This is a genomic window from Achromobacter sp. HZ34 (genome assembly GCF_002209485.1).
GTDB lineage: Bacteria > Pseudomonadota > Gammaproteobacteria > Burkholderiales > Burkholderiaceae_B > Bordetella_C.
Genome location: NZ_NJIX01000003.1, coordinates 194274 through 213770 on the forward strand (window position 1 = coordinate 194274; position 19497 = coordinate 213770).

Consider the following 19497-nt stretch of genomic DNA (forward strand, 5'->3'; position numbering starts at 1 on the left):
CGCGCTTACTTGTCCAGCACCCAGACGTTGGGCAGGCCCCACAGCAGGTCGCTGTGCTTGACCGCCGTGCGCACCGCGTGCACACGATCGAACTGGCCGACCGCGATGTACGGGAACACCTCGTAGGCGCGCGCCTGGAACTGGTCGAGCAGCGCCTTGCGCTTGGCCGGGTCGGTGGCGCCTATCCACTGCGTGCGCAGTTCATCGAGCTGCTTGTCGCAAGGCCAGCCGGGCAGGCTGTTGCCGCAAGCGGCGCCCAGGTAGGTGTTGTTCAGCGGCGAGTTGACGTTGTAGTCGGCGGCCGAGGACAGGTAGACGCTCCAGCCGCCCTTCTCCACCGGGTTCTTGCTGGCGCGGCGGGCCGTTTCCGTGGCCCAGTCCATGGACTGGATATCCACATTCATGCCCAGGTCCTGCATGGCCTGGATCGCCACCAGGGTGGCGGAATTCAGATAGGCCACGTCCGTGGGCAGCATCACAGCGATCTTCTCGCCCTTGTAGCCGGATTCGGCCAGCAGCTTCTTGGCCAGCGCCATGTCAACCTTGCGATAAGGCTCGGCGCCGGCGCTGGTTTCGTTGGGGCTGCCGCAGATGAAGAAGGACGCGCAGTAGTTCATGCGCAGGTCTTCGGGGTAGCCCATGGCCGCCACGAACTTCTCCTGGTCGATGGCGTGGCGCAGAGCCTGGCGTGCCTGCACCTTGTCGAAGGGCGGGTTGGCATGGTTCATGATCAGATAGGCTTGCGACTTGCCGGTCACCCCCGTATGCACGTCGCTGTCGCCGCGCAGGGCCTTGATGTAGTCGGGCGTGACTTCTTCGATCATGTCGACCTCGCCGTTCTTCAGGGCGGCGATGGCGCTGTTGGCATCCGGCAGGATGGCCCACTCGACGCGGTCCACGTGCGAGGTGCGGTTGCCGGCCAGGCCCGAAGGGGCTTCAGTGCGCCCCACATAGGCGGGGTTGCGCAGGAACACCAGCTTGCTGCCGGGCACCCATTCGTCGCGCTTGAACGTGTAGGGACCGGAGCCGACCACCTCGTTCAGCGGCGCGGTATCGGGCATCTTCGCCAGGCGCTCGGGGATGATGAAGGCGGGATAGCTGGCGACCTTGGCCAGGCCGTCCAGCACCGGCCCGAAAGGCTGGTCCAAGGTCAGCGTAAAGGTCTTGTCGTCGATCGCGGCCCACTTGCCGCCGGCCGCCACCATGGCGCGGCCGATGTTGTCGCGTTTTTCCCAGCGCTCCAGCGACGCCACCACGTCGGCGGACTTGACGGCGTTGCCGTCGCTGAACTTCAAGCCGTCACGCAGCGTGAAGGTCCAGGACTTGCCGTCTTCCGAGGCCTTGTAATTGGCCACCATCTGCGGCTGCGGATTGCCCTTGGCATCGGGCGCGAACAAGGTGTCGTACACCATGAAGCCGAAATTGCGGGTGATGTAGGCCGTGGTGAAGAAGGGATCCAGCACCTTGAGGTCGGCGTAAGGCACCAGCCGCAGGGTCTTGCCCTCGGCCTGGGCGGGGGCGCCGGAGAAGCAGGCGGCGGCCATGGACAGGGCGGCAAGCGCGGAGAATAAGCGGCGTTTCATGGGACGGCTCCGTAGGTTCGGGGTCGGGGAAATAACAGGAATCGTGCGTAAAGCGGGTCGGATTATGGCGGCCAAGCGCAGGGGCAAACTACGGCTGCCAGCTACGGCGCCCAACTACAGCGGCCATTTCGGCATGCGGATCTTCTTGTAGACCAGCGTCTTCCAGTCCGGCGTGGCCACGCCTGGCGCGCCTACGTAGACCACATGCTTGGCAATCTTCGAGTACGAAGCATGGAAGTGCTGGGCCGATTTCACCACTACGATCTTGTGCGCGGCAAGGTCACAGCCCAATTGCGAGAACAGATCCGTGTTGATTGCCTGATTTCGATTCGAGACCAGAACAATGTCTACACCCTGCGCGTGCACCAATGCGCAGTCACCCATGGGCGCGGGGCTGCCCGTCAGGCTGGTCATCTTCATGTCGCGATACAGGGCGCGTACGGTACAGGTGACGTCCACCGGATCGCCGGACAGGGGTCCTACCTTGCCGCCCAGGCGCATGGGCAGCGTGGCACCCTCGCCCGCATCGAAAGCGATGCGCACGGCAATGGGGTCCCACAATGGGCCCAGCGCGGCATCGGTGATGCGGCGTTCGAGCAGGCGGCGCAGCACGTAGGTGGAATCGCCGGGCGCGCCGCTGCCGGGATTGTCCGCGCGATCGGCCAGCACCACCGGGGCGCCGTCGAAGGCCAGCGCTTCATCGATGCCCTCGTCTACCGTGCGGTACTTCACCATCAGGTTGTCGCGCTGGCTGATGAGTTCATCGGCCAGCTTGCGCGCCAGGCTGCGTGCCTGCGCCTCGTCACCGTCGGTATAGACCAGCACCTTGGCGCCCATCTCCGGCACGTCGCCAGTGGCGAATCCCATGGAGAAGGACAGCGACAGCACGCCGTCCTTGCCTTCCATGGCGCGCAGGCGATCGACGAAGCCCTTGGCCGGATCGCGCGAGGTGTGCATGGGCACGACCATCTCGCAATCCACCAGCGCCGCTACCGGCCGCGTCTTGCCCTGCGCCTTGTCCAGGCACAGGTCGAGCAGCTGTTCGGCGCAATGCACGATGTCGGTATGGGGATATTCCTTGTACAGCACCACCACGTCGGCGCTGGCCACGATCAGCGGGCTGAGATGCGCGTGCGGGTCCAGCTCCGTGCCGATGACGACATCCGGGCCCACGATCGCGCGGGCCCGTTGCAGCAGGTCGCCTTCGCAGTCGTCATAACCATCGGCCACCATGGCGCCATGCAGGCCCAGCAGCACGATGTCCACGGGCAAGGCCGCGCGCAGGTCCGCCAGGATTTCCTCGCGCAGCGTTTCATAGGCATCGCGGGTGGTGGTGCCGCTGGGCTGCGCCGACGCCACCAGGCCTTCCTTCAACGTCCATCCCAGCGGCGCGCCGCGTTTGCGCGCCACCCACAGGGGCGCGCCCTGCGCGGTGGGCGTATCGGGATGCTGGCCGGCCGGAAAATATTCCTTGCCGCGAAACGAATCGAGGCTGGTCGGCAAGGGAGCGAAGGTATTGGTCTCGGTGCCGAGACCGGCGCTGAAGATACGCATGGCAGATGTCCTTGGAATTCCGCGACTGGGATTCAGGAAGGGAATCATGCCGTTCGGGTCGGACGCCGTACAAATAGCAATTGCGGCAGGGACCATAACCCATGGTTATCCGCATGCGCTAAAACTAGGGTTAACGATAATAAATTTTAGGGAACCCTGCCGTTCGATGCTGTGGAACGAGGGTTTACCATGCCCTAAAGGTTATGGCGGTAAAGCTGGCGCCCCGCGCAAAGAGAACATCAAACGTGCGCGGCGGAGCCGGGGCTTGCAAGGAACGCGGACATGGGGGATCGGCACGTAAGTGTTCCTCCGCTTGCGGCTTCTACCTCTGGACCAACCACCATGCCTGTTCACGCAACCCCCGCCTTCAGTCACGCCACCGCGTTTCCTGCGGCCAGCGCACCACCTCCGACGGTCGATGCAGGTCCAGGCAACGTCCTGCACGACATTGCCGCGCAATGGGTGGATCGCTACCTGCGGTCCATGGGGCAGTTCTCCAGCTTCGCCTTGGCGGATGCACGGCTGCTGGCCCTGTGCGCCTATGAATTCGAGGACAAAGCCCAGGCTGAACCCGATGCGAAAACCATGGCGATCCAGTTCCTGACACGCCCTCCCTTCCAGGATGAGCCGGCATTGGTACCGACGCTGGTCGATTTCCTGATGACCAGGGAACATCGCGTCGCAACGGCCGCGGTCGTGCTTGAACGCCACGGTAGCTGCGATGACGCCACGGCATTGCTTCGCGTGGTTCACGATGGCGCGGATGAAGGAGAGGCAAGCGACGATGCCGGCGCCCGGCGGCACGCGGGCCTGGACCTGATGGGAGCAAGCTACGAACGCACGCTCACTGCCACTGGATTGCTGGATGGACCGGATCGCCGGGACAGCATCGCGGCCAAGGCAAACAGCGTGCGCAATGCGGCCAGGCGAATACCAAGCGAACTCATCCTTGAATCGGTAGATGGCCCTGAAAGCTTTCTGCCGTCCTGGCAGGTCAACCCTGCACCACGGACGAGCTGCTCGAATGTGGTGAAACTTCTAGAGGAAGATTTGCAGCCTGTCCTGTCCGCCGAGCCGACGGATCTTCTGCTCGATATGCCGCCCGCCATCATGTGTTTCCTTGAGCGCTACCACTACGTGCTGGACGTGATTTGCCGGGTGCTCGCCGCCGAGACGCCAAGATTGGAGATCGCCGCGGCAGAGAGAATGAAGAGCCTGCGGGGCCTGATCAGGCAGGTCCTTCCTCCACCCTATTTAGTACAGTTCGACCGCGTATTGGCCAATCTGCAGAACGGGCATCGTGCTAATGCGCGCAAGAGCCTGCAGTCATTGGAAAGCCTGCTCAACAGCCAGAGGCCCGAGGTCTACACCCTGTACAGCAGGCTGTTGGGCAACGGCCTTACCATGCCGCCGAAGCCGCGAACCTGGAGCGGTGTCCACGGCATCGAATGCGCGGTCAGCCTCTGGAAGACTGACGACAATCCTCCCGCCAGATGGAACGTGTTTCGGTGGGAACCCGGCGCCGCCCAATTCACGCGCATCCTGGTCGAGTTGGCGAAGAAGCCAACCGAATGCTTCGCATCGCTGTGTTCACCGGTTTTCGAGGCCCTGCCCAAGCTGCCTGGCAACCGGGAACTGCGCGAGCAGGTCTTCAAGAAAGCGACGGAAGTGTGCGATCCGAACACGCCCGTGCAGGCCTGGATCCGCCTACGGCAATGCATCGATGAATTCGAGATCGGCAAAGGCGTCTACGATATCCAGGCAAACACGAGCGGCTATCGCCCACGACCGCCGCGGCGTCTCATGGATATCGTGGAAGAGGACTTCCGCAACGTCCAAAGGGAAAGATCGACAACGGCCGCCGGCCAGGTCGAGACACAAGCCCGTGGCGCCCAGGACCTGCCCGCGGATTTCCCGTCGTATGTATGGAGGGAGTCCACCCTCTTCAGCACTTTCGTGCACCGGATGGTCGAGAAGCATCTTTCCCATCAGGGCGTCGTGGGCGGTCTGCTGAGCCAAGGCATGTCCATGGACCTGGCCCGCAGGTTATGGGAGACAACGCCTTAGGCATTGGCCAGATTCGCCAGGTGGACGCACAATGCCGGATTCCGCTCCTCTTCAAGGATCTCCAGCATGGACGCCCAGCAAGCCTATGACCTGATACTGCAAGGTGGCGACGTCGTCGACGGCACCGGCGCTCCGCGCCGCCGCGCCGATGTCGGCTTGCGCGCCGGCCGCATTGCCGCCATTGGCGACCTGGCCTCGGCGCCGACGGCGCCGGGCGGCAGGATGGACGTCAGCGGACTGGTCATCGCCCCCGGCTTCATCGATTGCCATTCGCATGACGACTGGGCCGTCCTGGAGATGCCCGCCATGACGCCCAAGGTCTCGCAGGGCGTGACCACCGTCATCAACGGCAACTGCGGCATCAGCCTGGCACCGCTGCGATCGGAAGCACTGCCGCCGCCGCCCTTGAACCTGCTGGGCGGCGGCTACCGCTTCGGCAGCTTCGCCGAGTATCGCGACGCCATTGCGGCGCAGCCACCCGCGGTGAACGTGGCCGCCATGGTCGGACACTCCACCTTGCGGGTGCGCCATATGCAGAACCTGGACGTACCGGCCGATGCGGCACAGATCGCCGCCATGCGTGCCGACGTCGAGCAGGCGTTGCGCGACGGCGCGCTGGGCGTATCCACCGGCACGTTCTATCCGCCGGCCGCCGCCGCCACCGAAGCGGAAGTCATCGCCGTCTGTGAACCGCTGTCGCGCCTGGGTGGCGTCTATGCGACCCATATGCGCGACGAGGGCAACCAGGTCATGGAGGCCATCGACGAAAGCCTGCGCATCGGCGCGGCACTGAACGTACCCATCGTCATCTCGCACCACAAGCTGGTGGGGACGCAGAATCACGGGCGTTCGGCACAGACCCTGGCCCATGTGCGCGCGGCGGCGGCACGCCAGGCCGTGTGCATGGACTGCTATCCCTACGATGCGTCGTCCACCATGTTGCGGCCGGAGCGGGTGGAGATCTGCGACCGCATCATGATCACGTGGTCCAAGCCGCATCCCGAGGCCAGCGGACGCTATCTGGAAGACCTGGCGGAAGAATGGGGCTGTTCGCGCCGTGACGCCGCCGAACGCCTGCTGCCCGGCGGCGCGGTCTACTTCATCATGGACGACCAGGACGTGCGCCGCATCCTGGCCTATCAGGACACCATGATAGGGTCCGACGGCCTGGCCGCCGACGCCCGCCCCCACCCGCGCCTGTGGGGCACCTTTCCCCGCGTGCTGGGCCATTACGCGCGCACGCTGGGCGTGTTCTCCCTGGAAGAAGCCGTCTTCCGCATGAGCGGCCTGACGGCACTGCGCTTCGGTTTGCGCGAACGCGGGCAGGTGGCGCAGGGCTTCCACGCCGACCTGGCCGTCTTCGACCCGGAGACCATCATCGACCGCGCCACCTTCGACGAACCTGAAACGCCCTGCGAGGGCATGCGGCATGTGTTCGTCGGCGGCGTGGCGACCTGGATGGAGGGTGCGCCAACCGAGGCAAGGCCAGGCAGCTTCATCGCGGAACGGGTGGGACAGGCAAGCTGATCCGAACGCGCAGGGCGGCGCCCATCGGGCCTCTCTCCAGAACCGATATCAAGTAACGCCGCCCCCCGGCGCCATGGCGATGAAACTTATTTCACGCCATGTGACACCTATGCCTGTTTCTCAACGGCAGCATAGGCACGGCCATGGACATCCGAAACAATATCCCGGGACCCGCTTCCCCATCTCCCTCATCCCTCTCTTCCCTCACGTCCCTCGAATCCGATGCCGGACAGCAGGACTTTTCGCCCGGCGTGTTCCTGCGCAACGCGGTAGCCGATTATCTTGGCCCCCATGACGACCTCAAGCGGACGTGCCTGGCCCAGCGCGTCCTCAGCGCCATGGCAACGCTATACGTCACTGGCAACATGCAACGCTACGCCGACGGTGACGGCCGCCTTTTCGATGAGGTGGCCAATTACCTGGATCGGCCACCGCACCAGCACCATCTTGGCGTGGGCGTCGGCCTGGCCCTGAGGAATTTTCTCCAGGAGGAAGCGCAGCCGGGACAGGTGCCCAGGGAAACCATGGAGTGGACGCTAGGCGCGCTGCCCCAGGGGTTCGGATTTCCCCATGAGCCCGGCTTTTTCCTGGCGCAGTTGGCCCCGTGGGGAGAACAACCGGGCGATGGGCATCGCAACTTCATCAAGGACGCAGGCTGCATGGCGCCGCGGATCGGCGTCGCGCTTGCAAGACCCCAGGAACGCGCAGCCTGTGAGACCGCCGCGAACGAACTGCTGGAACTGGCCACCACATGGGAGAGGCAACCACGCTCCAGCGCTTTCGCGGAACCATGGTGCCAGCTCCACGGCATCCTGCATGACACGCCTCTCGGTGACGCCGCCCTGGATTTGCCGCCCTCCATCACGCTGAGGCTGGAGAAGCATCGCAATCGGGTCATCAACCTGCGCAATGCCTTGACCGATCCAGCAAGACCACGCGACACCCGACCGATCTTCTGCGAGACAGAAGCAGAACTGATCGATGCCTTGCTGGGCAAGGGTGCCGCAGCGGCGGCGACGGCAAGGACAGCCACGACGGCAGCAACGTCCGTCCATGCCCCGGTCGAGGCAATCATCACGGACCTGGATGAATTGCTGGGCCAGCTCAATGCAGCCTTGGGATATTCCGCCGGTTTCGCCGCGGCGGTGCCCCCGCGGACCGCGACGGGATCGAGCGAACTCGATACCGCGATCGAGATCTGGTATTCCCATAATGCCGACGCGCAGTCTTCCCAATGGCTGAAATATGCCGAGCGGGATGGTGCGCACGAATTCGCCGACTTCCTGCGCAAACTTCATCAGTGCAAGGACGCGTATCCGGAATGGGAGCTCGATGCCACCGTGCCCGCCGCGCTTGCCACCTTTGTCGTGAACGAGAACGTGGTCGATGAGATCCTGCGCGTCGTCAAGTCGCGGGCGCACGACATCCCCATCCGGACGATGGGGGTCTTCCTGGCGGTCAACCAGACGCTCGACACGCAGCGCGCGCAGGCAGGCCGGTACGACAACGCCCTGTCCGAATTGATCGCCATCGGCAAAGCCGCCTTCCATTGCGCTCAGCAGGAAAGGCAGCTGCACGACATGTATGTTGCATTGTGCCAACCCGGCAGTGTGGCCTCTGTCGCAAGCGTCCTCACCGACCTCCGTAATGAAATCGACACCGAGGTTGCCGCGGGCGTCCGTGCGCCGCACGCAGCGGTCGATCCCGACGATGTCTTGCGGCGACTGAAGGGATTGCATCATCGCGAGTTCGCCCACCACCCCGGCCCGCTGCTCGCCTTCCTGTTGCTCGACTGGCCGCCCTTCCACGAGACCTTGAAGCGGCTCGATCCAGGTGCGCATGCCGAGTTGCAGCAAAAACTGCGGGCCGTGCCGCAACCCGGCATCAGCCTGCAACTGCACAGGCAATGGGTGCACAGTGTGTTGAGCCAACGCAACGAGCACGCCGCGCTGAACGAATTGTTCGGCAGCGAGCAAGGCCGCAAGGTGAGTGGCAACTGAGGAAAGCGGACGCGATCCAGCAGCACCCAAAACGAAACGGGCCGGAGATTTCTCTCCGGCCCGTTGGCCCGATCAGGCAATCGAGGCACCAGGATTGCGATGCCTGCGACCGCGATCCCTTACGCGCCGATGGAATCCAGCGCAGCGTTCAGCGTGGCGCTGGGACGCATGGCTTTGCTGGTCTTGTCGGCGTTCGGACGGTAGTAACCGCCGATGTCAACCGGCTTGCCCTGCGTCGCGCCCAGTTCCTGGACGATCTTGGCTTCGTTCTCGGTCAAGGTCTTGGCCACCGGGGCGAACTTGGCCTGCAGGTCCTTGTCCTCGGTCTGCTCGGCCAGGGCCTGGGCCCAGTACAGTGCCAGGTAGAAGTGGCTGCCGCGGTTGTCCAGGCCGCCGACCTTGCGGGCGGGCGACTTGTCGGTGTCCAGGAACTTGCCGGTAGCGGCGTCCAGGGTCTTGGCCAGCACGGAGGCCTTGGCGTTCTTGTAGGCGTTGCCCAGGTGCTCCAGCGAAGCGGCCAGGGCCATGAACTCGCCCAGCGAATCCCAACGCAGGAAACCTTCCTCGACGAACTGCTGCACGTGCTTCGGTGCCGAACCGCCGGCACCGGTCTCGAACAGGCCGCCGCCCGCCATCAGCGGAACGATGGACAGCATCTTGGCGCTGGTGCCCAGTTCCATGATGGGGAACAGGTCGGTCAGGTAGTCACGCAGCACGTTGCCGGTCACCGAGATCGTGTCCTTGCCGGCGCGGATGCGTTCCACCGAGAACTTGGTGGCTTCGACCGGCGACAGAATGCGCAGGTCCAGGCCATTGGTGTCGTGGTCCTTCAGGTAACGCTCGACCTTGGCGATGATCTGGGCATCGTGGGCACGTTGCTTGTCCAGCCAGAACACGGCCGGCGCGCCAGTGGCGCGGGCACGCGAAACGGCCAGCTTGACCCAGTCCTGCACCGGCGCGTCCTTGGTCTGGCACATGCGGAAGATGTCGCCCGTTTCCACCGGCTGTTCCACCAGCACCTTGCCGGCGCCGTCGGTGACGCGCACCACGCCGTCAGCGGCGATCTGGAAGGTCTTGTCGTGCGAACCGTATTCTTCGGCGGCTTGCGCCATCAGGCCGACGTTGGGCACGCTGCCCATGGTGACCGGGTCGAAGGGACCGTTCTTCTTGCAATCCTCGATGACGGCCTGGTAGATGCCGGCATAGCTGCGGTCCGGAATCACGGCCTTGGTGTCGTGCAGTTGGCCGTCCGGGCCCCACATGCGGCCGGAATCACGGATCATGGCAGGCATGGACGCGTCGACGATCACGTCGCTGGGCACGTGCAGGCTGGTGATGCCCTTGTCCGAGTTGACCATGGCCAACTGCGGATGATTGGCGTACAGCGTCTTCATGTCGGCTTCGATTTCAGCCTGCTTGGCGGCCGGCAGATCCTTCAGCTTGGCGTACAGGTCGCCAATGCCGTTGTTGGGATCGAAACCCGCCTGCTTGAGCGCGTCGGCGTGCTTGGTCAGCACGTCCTTGTAGAACACGGAGACGGCGTGGCCGAAGATGATGGGGTCGGAGACCTTCATCATGGTGGCCTTCAGGTGCACCGAGAACAGCACGCCCTTGGCCTTGGCGTCGTCGACCTGCTTTTCCAGGAAGCTGCGCAGGGCCTTCTTGCTCAGCACGGCGGCGTCGATGATTTCGCCGGCCTTGACCGCGGTCTTTTCCTTCAGCACCGTGGTGGTGCCGTCCTTGCCGACCAGTTCGATCTTGACGTTGCCGGCGTCGGCGATCAGGGCCGACTTTTCGCTGCCGAAGAAATCACCGCCGTCCATGTGGGCGACGTGCGACTTCGAATCGGCGGTCCAGGCACCCATCTTGTGGGGATGCTTGCGGGCGTAGTTCTTCACCGACAGCGGCGCGCGGCGATCGGAGTTGCCTTCGCGCAGCACGGGGTTGACGGCGCTGCCCTTGACCTTGTCGTAGCGGGCCTTGACGTCCTTGTCGGCGTCGCTCTTGACCTCGTCCGGGTAGTTCGGCAGCTTGTAGCCCTGTTCCTGCAGTTCCTTGATCGCGGCCTTCAGCTGCGGGATCGAGGCGCTGATGTTGGGCAGCTTGATGATGTTGGCTTCCGGCTTGGTAGCCAGCTGGCCCAGTTCGGCCAGGGCGTCCGACTGCTTTTGCGCGTCGGTCAGGGATTCGGGGAAAACGGCGATGATGCGGCCCGCCAGCGAAATGTCGCGCGTTTCCAGCACGACACCGGAGGGACGGGTGAAGGCCTGGACGATGGGCAACAACGAATACGTTGCCAGCGCGGGCGCTTCATCAGTGAGGGTGTAAATGATCTTCGACGTAGTAGACATTTTTCTCGTAGCCCTGACTCGATTAAGGGATTGCCTGAATTCTTGCGTGACGGGAGAGTCGGCGGATCGCATCGATGGAAATCGGACGCGGGGGGCAGGCCTGCGAATGCCTGCCACGGAGGGATACGGAGACGGGAAATCGTTTCCGCGGCCGCCAAGGCGGGTCTGTTCGCTACGGTCGAACCTGGACTCTCACAGCGGTGTAAGAGTGTATCACCGACTCCCGGCGCGCCTCGCAGGGCATTTTCGCCCGCAAAACCGCCCCCTGCTTTTCAGTTGAACGACAGGCCGGCCTGCATCGCCCTGATTGCCCGGGCGGTGCAAATAAACTATAAATAGAAATCATTCTTAACAAACTTTTCGCCAACTGCCCGCCAGTTCCACCACACGCCATGCCGGCCGAACTCTCCATGCAGAAGGATCTGCGCTCGCTCTATCTCGATCATCACGGCTGGCTCCAGGGATGGCTGCGTCGCCGCCTGGGCAGCGCGGCGGATGCCGCCGACCTGGCGCACGACGCCTTCGTCAGGCTGATGGCCAGATCCGCGCCCGTCCGCTTCGCCAGCGCCGCCGAAGCGCGCAGCTATCTGCGTACGACGGCCCACAACCTGTGCGTCAACCTGTGGCATCGGCAAGAAATCGAGCGCGCGTGGCTGGAGACCCTGGCGGCCCAGCCCGAAGCCAGCTACCCTTGCGCCGAACGCCAGGCCATCGTGCTGCAGGCGCTCCATGAAATCGGCGCCATGCTCAGCGCGCTGCCGGAGAAGACCGCCCAGGCCTTCGTCCTGACGGTGGCCTGCCAGATGACCGACCTGGAAGTCGCCGCCGAACTGCAGGTGTCCGACCGCAGCGTGCGGCGCTATGTCGCGCACGCGATGCTGGCGTGCCTGAAGCTGCGCGCGCGCCAGACCGTCGCTGAACTGCGCCAGGACGGACGGGGCTGAGCCGGCATGGTCGCCCACACGCTGCTGCCCCCATCCCACGCGGCCGAGCCCTCCAACGCGGTGTTGGAACAGGCCGCCGACTGGTACGCCCTGCTTTGCTCGCACCAGGCCACCGATGACGACAAGTCACGCTGGCATGAATGGCTGCAAGCCGCCGCCGAGCATCGCACCGCCTGGCAATACGTGGAAGAGATCAGCGGACGCTTTGCCTCGCTCTACGAATCGGTCGATCCACGCATGGCGGCCGCGACGCTGGCGCGCGCCAACGCCCGCTTGCGCCGCCGCCGCCGCGCACTGGCCGGCATCGTGGCCAGCGCCGGCGCCGGTATGCTGGGGTGGCTGGCCTGGCGCAATGCGCTGCTGCCCGGCGCGGTGCTGGCCTGGGCCGCCGACTATCGCACCGGCGTGGGTGCGCAACGGGACATCGTGCTGGAGGACGGCTCGCGCATCTGGCTGAACACGGCCAGCGCCATCAACGTGGCCTATGACACCAGCCAGCGCCTGGTCACCCTGGTGGACGGGGAGATCTTCATCGCCACGGCCGCCGATGCGGCACGGCCGTTCCTGGTGGACACGGACCAAGGCCGCCTGCGCGCACTGGGCACCCGCTTCAACGTGCTGCAGGGCCAGGACCAGACCCGCATGGCCGTGTATGAAGGGGCCGTCGAGATCCGGATCCGATCCAGCAATACCGTGGCCGTCATCGAAGCCGGCCGCCAGGCCGTGTTCACCCGCGATGGCATTACGCAGACAGCGGCGGCCGATCCCGCCCGCGAGGCCTGGACCAGCGGACTGCTGGTGGCGCGCGACCTGGCCCTGCGTGACGTGGTGGCGGAACTGCGCCGTTACCGCAACGGGCACATCGGCCTGGCTGACGGCATCGCCGGTCTCAAGGTGTACGGCAACTTCCCGGTGCGCGACACCGATCATGCGCTTGCCATGCTGGCCACGGCACTGCCCATCCAGGTGCGCCGTACCCTGCCCTGGTGGATCAGCATCGAACCGCGTTCATAAGGCGCGGGCCGCCCGCCCTGGCTCGGGCAAAAAAATATCCCTCGAAGAATCATGACCTTGCAGCGTAGCGGCGAAGAAATCCGGAAAAATCCTGTCCGGGTTTCGGGCCCTCGACGGTTTAAGCCATCAGGAAGGGAATTCGACAGGCAGGCGTCCCGGCGGTCGCAGGGACAGCGCGTTTGACGAGACGGCCTCCTTCCGCCCCCTGACCAATCCGTTGAAGGAACCGCTTTATGTCCCGCTTCTCCCCCCGCGCCCGGGCCTGGACCGCACGACTGGCCGTATGCGCCAGCATCGTGGCATGCACCGGCTGGACGGCCACTGTCCACGCCCAGGCGCCCGTCCTGCCTGCCCCTGGCGACCAGGGCGATAGCGCCAGGAACTACGACATCCCGGCCGGCTCCCTGCGCGACGCATTGCTGCGGTTCTCGGCGGACGCCGGCGTCTACCTGGTCGGCGCCAGCGAACAGGCACAAGGCAAGATCAGTCCGGGATTGCAGGGCAGATACACCACCAGCGCGGGTTTCGCCGCCTTGTTGGCGGGCACCGGGCTGCAGGCCTGGCGCCAAGCCGATGGCAGCTACGGACTGCGGCCCGCGCCCGCCGGCACAGGCGCGGTGACCACCCTGGACCCCGTCCGCGTCAGCGCCGGCCAGGATGCCGCGCTGCCGCCTGCCTATGCGGGCGGGCAGATCGCCACCGGCGGCCGGCTGGGCATGCTCGGCATCAAGGACGTGATGGACACGCCCTTCAATGCCGTCACCTATACCGCCACCCTGATCCGCGACCAGCAAGCCAAGTCGGTGTCGGACGTCCTGGCGAACAACCCTTCGGTGCGCATCTTCTATCCCGATAACGATGGGTCGACCGACTTCTTCATCCGCGGCAACAAGGTCTCGCAGCTGGATATCGCCTACGACGGCCTGTATGGCATCGGCACGCCCGGCATCGAATCGATCGAGCGCATCGATGTGCTGATAGGCGCCAACGCCTTGCTCAATGGCCTGGGGCCCATCGGCGGCGTGGGCGGCATGATCAACCAGGTGCCCAAGAAGGCCCTGGAAACGCCGCTGAACCGGGTGTCATTCGGCTATGTGTCCACCGGCCAGTTCGGCACCACCATCGACCTCAGCCGCCGCTTCGGTCCGGACGACCATTTCGGCATACGCCTGACCGGCGCGTATCGCGATGGCGACACCGCGGGCGATCATCAGTCGCAGAAAGTGGGCACCGCCACCCTGGCGCTGGACTGGCGCGGCGAAAACGTGCGCCTGTCCACCAACTTCGGCTATCGGGAAAACGACACCCAATCACCGGCGCGTACCACTTACCTGCTGTCCAACACCTTCCACATTCCAGCGCCGCCCAAGGACCCGCGCGAGAACTGGCAGAACGACTGGTCCTACGACAATACCAAGACGAAATTCGCCACGGCGCGCGGCGAGATCGACATCGCGCCGGACGTTACCGCCTACGCCGCGGTGGGCGGCTCGCGCATGACGGAAGAAGAGCTGTTCGCCAACACCTTCCTGCTGGACGGCCAGGGCAATATCGCCCAGCGCACGGTGTATTGGCCCCTGTACCGCGACAGCGTGTCCGCCGAGGCTGGCGTGCGCGGCACCCTGCACACGGGCAGCGTGAAGCATGATTGGTCGGTCGCGGCGTCCGGGATGCATGTCAGCAACGGCATTGCCCAGAACGTCCTGTCGACGACCTATTCCAATATCTACGATCCGGCCTTCATTCCCAAGCCCAGCATTGCCGGCATGGCCGACGCCGGCGGTGTGCCCAAGACGGGGGAAACCTCGCTGTCCGGCGTGGCGATGGCCGATACGCTGTCCTTCCTCGACGACAAGGTACAGCTGACCCTGGGTGCGCGGCAGCAGAACGTGGACGCCAAATCCTTCTCCGAGACCACCGGCGATCGGCTCACGCATTACGACAAGAGCGCCGTCACCTACGCGGCGGGGTTGAATGTGCGGCCGACGCGGAACCTGTCGCTGTACACGAACTACATCGAAGGCCTGCAACAGGGCGGCACGGTGCCGGCCGGCTACAACAACAGCGGCGCGGTATTGCGGCCCTTCGTCTCGAAGCAATACGAGGTGGGCGCGAAGTACGACTTTGGTGGCCTGTTGGCGACGTTGAGCGCCTACCAGATCAGCACGCCGAACGCCCAGCCGAATGGCCTGGACTACACCTCGGACGGCAAGCAAAGGACCAAGGGCCTGGAGCTGAATCTCTATGGCGAAGTCACGCGCGACATCCGCGTGCTGGGCGGCGTGGCCCTGATCGACGCGCGGCAGGTCAAGACCACCAACGGCGCCAATGACGGCAACAAGGTGAGTGGTGCGTCGGACGTACAGGTCAACCTGGGCGCGGAATGGGATCCGGGCATCCTGCCGGGCCTGACCGTCAGCGGCAGGGGCATCTACACCGGTCCGCAATACGTCGACGGGGGTAACCAGCAGTCCATACCCAGCTGGATCCGCTACGACGCCGGCTTGCGCTACCAGACCGTGATCGCGGGCCGCCAGACCGCCTTTCGCTTCAACGTCGAGAACATCGCCAACAAAAGTTATTGGATAGGCGGCCAGGGCTATCTCATGCAGGGCCGGCCGCGTACCTACATGCTGTCGGTCAGCGTGGATCTGTAGCGCTGCCGGCCAGGCTTGCGCGCGCGCTCTCGCGCGTCAGTTCGATGGCAAATCCCAGGGCGCTGGACGGCGCCTTGGGACGATAGGCGATAGCCAGGTTGGCGACGGGCGGCTGGCCCTTGAGCGGCAGATAGCGGACGCCTTCTGCTTGCAGCTGGCTCATGGTGGCCGGGATGACGGACACCCCCATGCCTGCCGCCACGAAGGTCACGACGGACGTCATCTGAGGCACTTCTATGCCTTCGGCCGGCGTGAACCCGGCCGCCTCGCAAGCCTGCACGACGGCGTTGTACAGGCCGATGCCCACTTTGCGGGGATAAAAGATGAACATCTCGTCGGCCAGCTCGCGCAGGTCGATCGCCTTGCGGCGCGCCAGCTCGTGCGTGGCGGGCACCACCGCCAGCATGGGCTCGGACAGCAAGGTTTCCACCCGCACGCCGGGCGGTTCCGCGGTGGGTCCGCGCACGAAGGCAAGATCGACCGACCCCTTGTGTACGCGCTGCATGAGCTCCAGCGTCGAGTTCTCCACCAGGGAGACATCCACGCCCGGATAACGGGCCCGAAAGGTGCGGATCAAGCGGGGCACGAAGGGATGGATACTGGCTGACACCGTGAACCCGATGGACAAGGCGCCCAGCTCGCCACTGGCGATACGCCGCGCGGATTCCCGGGCGCGCTCCGCCCCTTCCAGGACCAGCCTGGCTTCGACCAGGAAGGCCTGCCCGGCCTCGGTTAAGGCCACGCCACGGCGGTCGCGCACAAACAGTTGCGCACCGATCTCCCGCTCCAGTTGCCGAATCTGCTGGCTCAGCGGCGGCTGCCCTATGCCCAGCCGCTCCGCCGCCCGCGTGAAATGCAGTTCAGTCGCCACGGCGACGAAATATTTGAGGTGACGCAGTTCCATATCGAAAACGTCTTACAGGGTTTTTTCCATATATTGGACAGATTCTACCCGCCCACCTACGATCTCGCCTGAATCAGACCCATACGAATAACGACTACACGAGACGCCTCGCCATGCCCATCCTGAAGCGTGACAACGGACCCAGCCTGCACTACACGGTCACCGATTTCACCGATCCCTGGACCGATGCCCCGTACCTGTTCCTGCAGCATGGCTACGGCCGCCGTGGGCAATTCTGGTACCAGTGGGTGCCGCTGCTGAGCCGCCATTTCAAGATCGTCTGCCCTGACATGCGCGGCATGGGACAGTCGTCGCCGGACTTCGACCTGAAGACGGGCTACACGCTGGAAACGCTCAGCGACGACGTGATCGCCATCGCCGATGACCTGGGTGCCGACACGTTCCACTACTGCGGGGAATCCATCGGCGGCCTGACGGGCCTGGCCGTGGCCGGGCGCTATCCCGACCGCGTGCGCACCCTGATCAACGTTTCCGGCCCGGTCTTCATCTCCGAAGGCGCCCGCAAGGGTTACGCCCTGGGCGAAGCGTCGTGGGCCGAAGCCATCCGCGTGCTGGGACCGCGCACCTGGCTGGACCGCACCAACGCCAGCACCCGCTTCCCGCCCGATTTCTCGCCCGGTTTCCTCGGCTGGTACACCGACACGTGCGAAAAGTCCGGCACCGAGGTACTGGCCTGCCTGGCGCAATTCGCCCTGGATGCGGACGCGCGCCCCTACCTGCCCAAGATCACCGCACCCGTGCTGTGCCTGTATCCGCAGAAAGGCGCCATCGCCAACGACGAACAGCAGAATGCCTTGAAGACCCTGGTGCGCGACCTGGACCTGCGCCAGGTCGGTACCACCTTCCACATGATCCAGCACATCGTGCCGGAGGAATGCGTGGCCCTGGTGCTGGCGCATATCGAGCGGCACAGCCCGGCGCAGGCCTGAGTACGATCCGCCGCACGATCCGCAGCACGATCCTCAGCCCGGCCTTACGTGCACGGGCGGCATCCTTGACCGGATGGGTGCGATTCGGCACCCATCCGAATGACATCTACAAAAACATTCAATACCCGCGGGAGACACAACAATGCGTACCTTCAAACTGGCCGTCGGCGCGACGGCACTGGCGCTCGCCTGCGCCACGCCGGCACTGGCGGCGAACACCCCCATCACCATGTACGTGCCATTCTCGGCCGGCGGCTCCACCGACATCCTGGCGCGCGTGATCGCCAAGGATATGGGCGAGGCACTGGACACCTCCGTGGTGGTCGAGAACAAGCCCGGCGCGGAAGGCTTCATCGCGGCCCGCCAGTTGAAGGTGGCCAAGCCCGACGGCAATACGGTGATGCTGGTGACCACCAGCGTCTATGCCATCAACCAGGCCATCTTCGAAAAGACGCCCTATGACTCGGGCAAGGACTTCGCGACGGTCAGCGTCATGGCGTCTTCGCCCAATGTGTTCCTGGCACCGGCCAATTCCAAGTACAACTCCATCAAGGATCTGATCGACGCGGCCCGTGCCAAGCCCGAGGGCGTGTTCTATGGCACCGGCGCCACGATGCACCTGCTCAACTCCAAGTGGCTGGAGGCCCTGTCCGGCACCAAGATGGCCGGCGTGAACTACAAGGGCAGCGCGGCGGTCTATCCCGACCTGATCTCCGGCCGGGTCGACTTCATGGTCGACCAGCCGCTGTCCTCGATGTCCTTCATCCAGAGCAAGCAGCTCAAGGTGCTGGCCGTCACCTCCGAAAAGCGCTGGCCGCAGATGCCCGACGTGCCCACCATGGCCGAACAGGGCTATCCCAGCTTCTCCACCACCTCGTGGTGGGCGCTGATCGCGCCGGCGGGTACGCCTGCCGAGACGCTGCAAAAGCTGCACGATGCCGTCAGCAAGGGCTTGTCCAAGCAGGATACGCAGGAGAAGATCAAGCAGATCGGCGCGGACATCGACAATATGTCCCTGGCGCAATCGCAAGCCTTCACGGCCAGCGAACTGCGCAAGTGGAAAGGCATTGCGGACTCCGCCCACGTCAAGCTGAGCAACTAGGATACGGAACGAGCCGGTGCTGAAGTTATCCGCCAATATCTCGCTGCTCTTTGGCGAACTGCCGTTCCTCGCACGATACGAAGCCGCGGCCCGCGCGGGCTTCGCGGCCGTCGAAGCCATGTATCCCTATGACCAGCGCGTCGAGGACATGGCGCGTGAATTGCGCGCCCATGGCCTGACGCAGTCGGTGATCAACCTGCCGCCGGGCAATGCCACGGCGGCTGAGAAAGGCCTGGCCGCGCTGCCGGGGCGGGAACGGGATTTCGAGGCGTCCCTGGAACTGGGGCTGGAATACGCCCAGGGATTGGGGTGCGAGCGGGTGCACCTGCTTACCGGCAACCTGCCCGATTCGATGACCTTGCAGGACGTGCGCGGCTTGCTCGTACGCAACATCGAACGGGCCGTCAGGTTCTTCGAGCCACATGGCATCATCGTGCTGCTCGAACCCCTGAGCCTGCAGATGCTGCCGCGCTATTCCCTGCCCCGCGTGGAAGACGCCATCGCCTTGATCGAGGACATCGGGTCGCCGTCCCTGCGCCTGCAACTGGACCTGTATCACACGCAGATGGAACAAGGGAACCTGGCGGCATTGATCGAGCGCTACGCGGCGCATATCGATTACATTCAGATCGCCGGCGTGCCGGGACGGCATGAGCCCACCGTAGGCGAGATCAACTACGCCTATCTGCTGGATCTGCTGGCGCGGCGCGGTTTCCAGGGCTGGGTGGGCTGTGAATATGTGCCCCAGGGCGACACGCTGGACGGGTTGCGGTGGGCGCGTGAGTGGGGCCTGTTGCCGCAACGGTGATGCGTCTTGTGGTCCCCAGTCTGTTGATTGACCTGT

General features: G+C 64.7%; 13 protein-coding genes. 9 read left to right on the plus strand and 4 right to left on the minus strand.

All coding sequences use genetic code 11. The features are described from left to right. Nucleotides 1–5: 5 nt before the first annotated feature. Together CEY05_RS13040 and CEY05_RS13045 are read right to left on the minus strand one after the other, a co-directional pair. Nucleotides 6–1583, minus strand: coding sequence for an ABC transporter substrate-binding protein (locus CEY05_RS13040; protein WP_088598765.1), 1578 nt, complete (start codon nt 1581–1583; stop codon nt 6–8). A 114-nt stretch (nt 1584–1697) separates the two neighbouring features. Beyond that, a complete protein-coding gene (locus CEY05_RS13045; RefSeq protein ID WP_088598766.1) occupies nt 1698–3137 on the minus strand; it encodes a M81 family metallopeptidase in 1440 nt (479 codons plus the stop codon). Between the two features lie 342 nt (nt 3138–3479). On the opposite strand from CEY05_RS13045, the gene CEY05_RS13050 reads away from it, so the two are divergent. The 3 genes from CEY05_RS13050 (at nt 3480) to CEY05_RS13060 (ending at nt 8731) form a co-directional block, all read left to right on the plus strand. Next, nucleotides 3480–5204 (plus strand): hypothetical protein, encoded by a 1725-nt coding sequence (locus tag CEY05_RS13050; RefSeq protein WP_143220422.1) that lies wholly within the window; start codon nt 3480–3482, stop codon nt 5202–5204. Nucleotides 5205–5270: 66 nt separating this feature from the next. After that, a complete protein-coding gene (locus CEY05_RS13055; protein WP_088598768.1) occupies nt 5271–6731 on the plus strand; it encodes an amidohydrolase family protein in 1461 nt (486 codons plus the stop codon). A 365-nt stretch (nt 6732–7096) separates the two neighbouring features. Then, nucleotides 7097–8731, plus strand: coding sequence for a hypothetical protein (locus CEY05_RS13060; RefSeq protein WP_143220425.1), 1635 nt, complete (start codon nt 7097–7099; stop codon nt 8729–8731). A 119-nt stretch (nt 8732–8850) separates the two neighbouring features. On the opposite strand, the gene CEY05_RS13065 is transcribed toward CEY05_RS13060, so the two are convergent. Next, the gene (locus tag CEY05_RS13065) at nt 8851–11082 is read right to left on the minus strand and encodes an NADP-dependent isocitrate dehydrogenase (RefSeq protein WP_088598770.1); all 2232 of its coding nucleotides are present in this window, start codon (nt 11080–11082) and stop codon (nt 8851–8853) included. A 410-nt stretch (nt 11083–11492) separates the two neighbouring features. Here CEY05_RS13065 and CEY05_RS13070 point away from each other — a divergent pair, with 410 nt between their 5' ends. From CEY05_RS13070 to CEY05_RS13080, 3 genes are all read left to right on the plus strand, one after another. Further along, on the plus strand, nt 11493–12026 hold the full coding sequence (locus CEY05_RS13070) for a sigma-70 family RNA polymerase sigma factor (protein ID WP_088599200.1): 534 nt from the start codon (nt 11493–11495) through the stop codon (nt 12024–12026). Nucleotides 12027–12032: 6 nt separating this feature from the next. Next, nucleotides 12033–13040 carry a FecR domain-containing protein gene (locus tag CEY05_RS13075; RefSeq protein WP_088598771.1) on the plus strand — a complete coding sequence of 336 codons (1008 nt, stop codon included), beginning with the start codon at nt 12033–12035 and terminating at the stop codon, nt 13038–13040. Between the two features lie 233 nt (nt 13041–13273). Continuing rightward, the gene (locus CEY05_RS13080) at nt 13274–15697 is read left to right on the plus strand and encodes a TonB-dependent receptor (protein WP_088598772.1); all 2424 of its coding nucleotides are present in this window, start codon (nt 13274–13276) and stop codon (nt 15695–15697) included. Here the strand turns inward: CEY05_RS13080 and CEY05_RS13085 are convergent. Then, entirely contained in the window at nt 15681–16601 is a 921-nt protein-coding gene (locus CEY05_RS13085; protein ID WP_088598773.1) for a LysR family transcriptional regulator, read from the minus strand. The two genes, CEY05_RS13080 and CEY05_RS13085, sit on opposite strands and share 17 nt — an antisense overlap. A gap of 113 nt (nt 16602–16714) precedes the next feature. On the opposite strand from CEY05_RS13085, the gene CEY05_RS13090 reads away from it, so the two are divergent. The 3 genes from CEY05_RS13090 (at nt 16715) to CEY05_RS13100 (ending at nt 19461) form a co-directional block, all read left to right on the plus strand. Beyond that, nucleotides 16715–17551 carry an alpha/beta fold hydrolase gene (locus tag CEY05_RS13090; RefSeq protein ID WP_088598774.1) on the plus strand — a complete coding sequence of 279 codons (837 nt, stop codon included), beginning with the start codon at nt 16715–16717 and terminating at the stop codon, nt 17549–17551. 142 nt (nt 17552–17693) lie between these two features. After that, nucleotides 17694–18653, plus strand: coding sequence for a tripartite tricarboxylate transporter substrate binding protein (locus CEY05_RS13095; RefSeq protein WP_088598775.1), 960 nt, complete (start codon nt 17694–17696; stop codon nt 18651–18653). Nucleotides 18654–18669: 16 nt separating this feature from the next. Then, a complete protein-coding gene (locus CEY05_RS13100) occupies nt 18670–19461 on the plus strand; it encodes a hydroxypyruvate isomerase family protein (RefSeq protein ID WP_088598776.1) in 792 nt (263 codons plus the stop codon). The last annotated feature ends 36 nt before the right edge of the window (nt 19462–19497 follow it).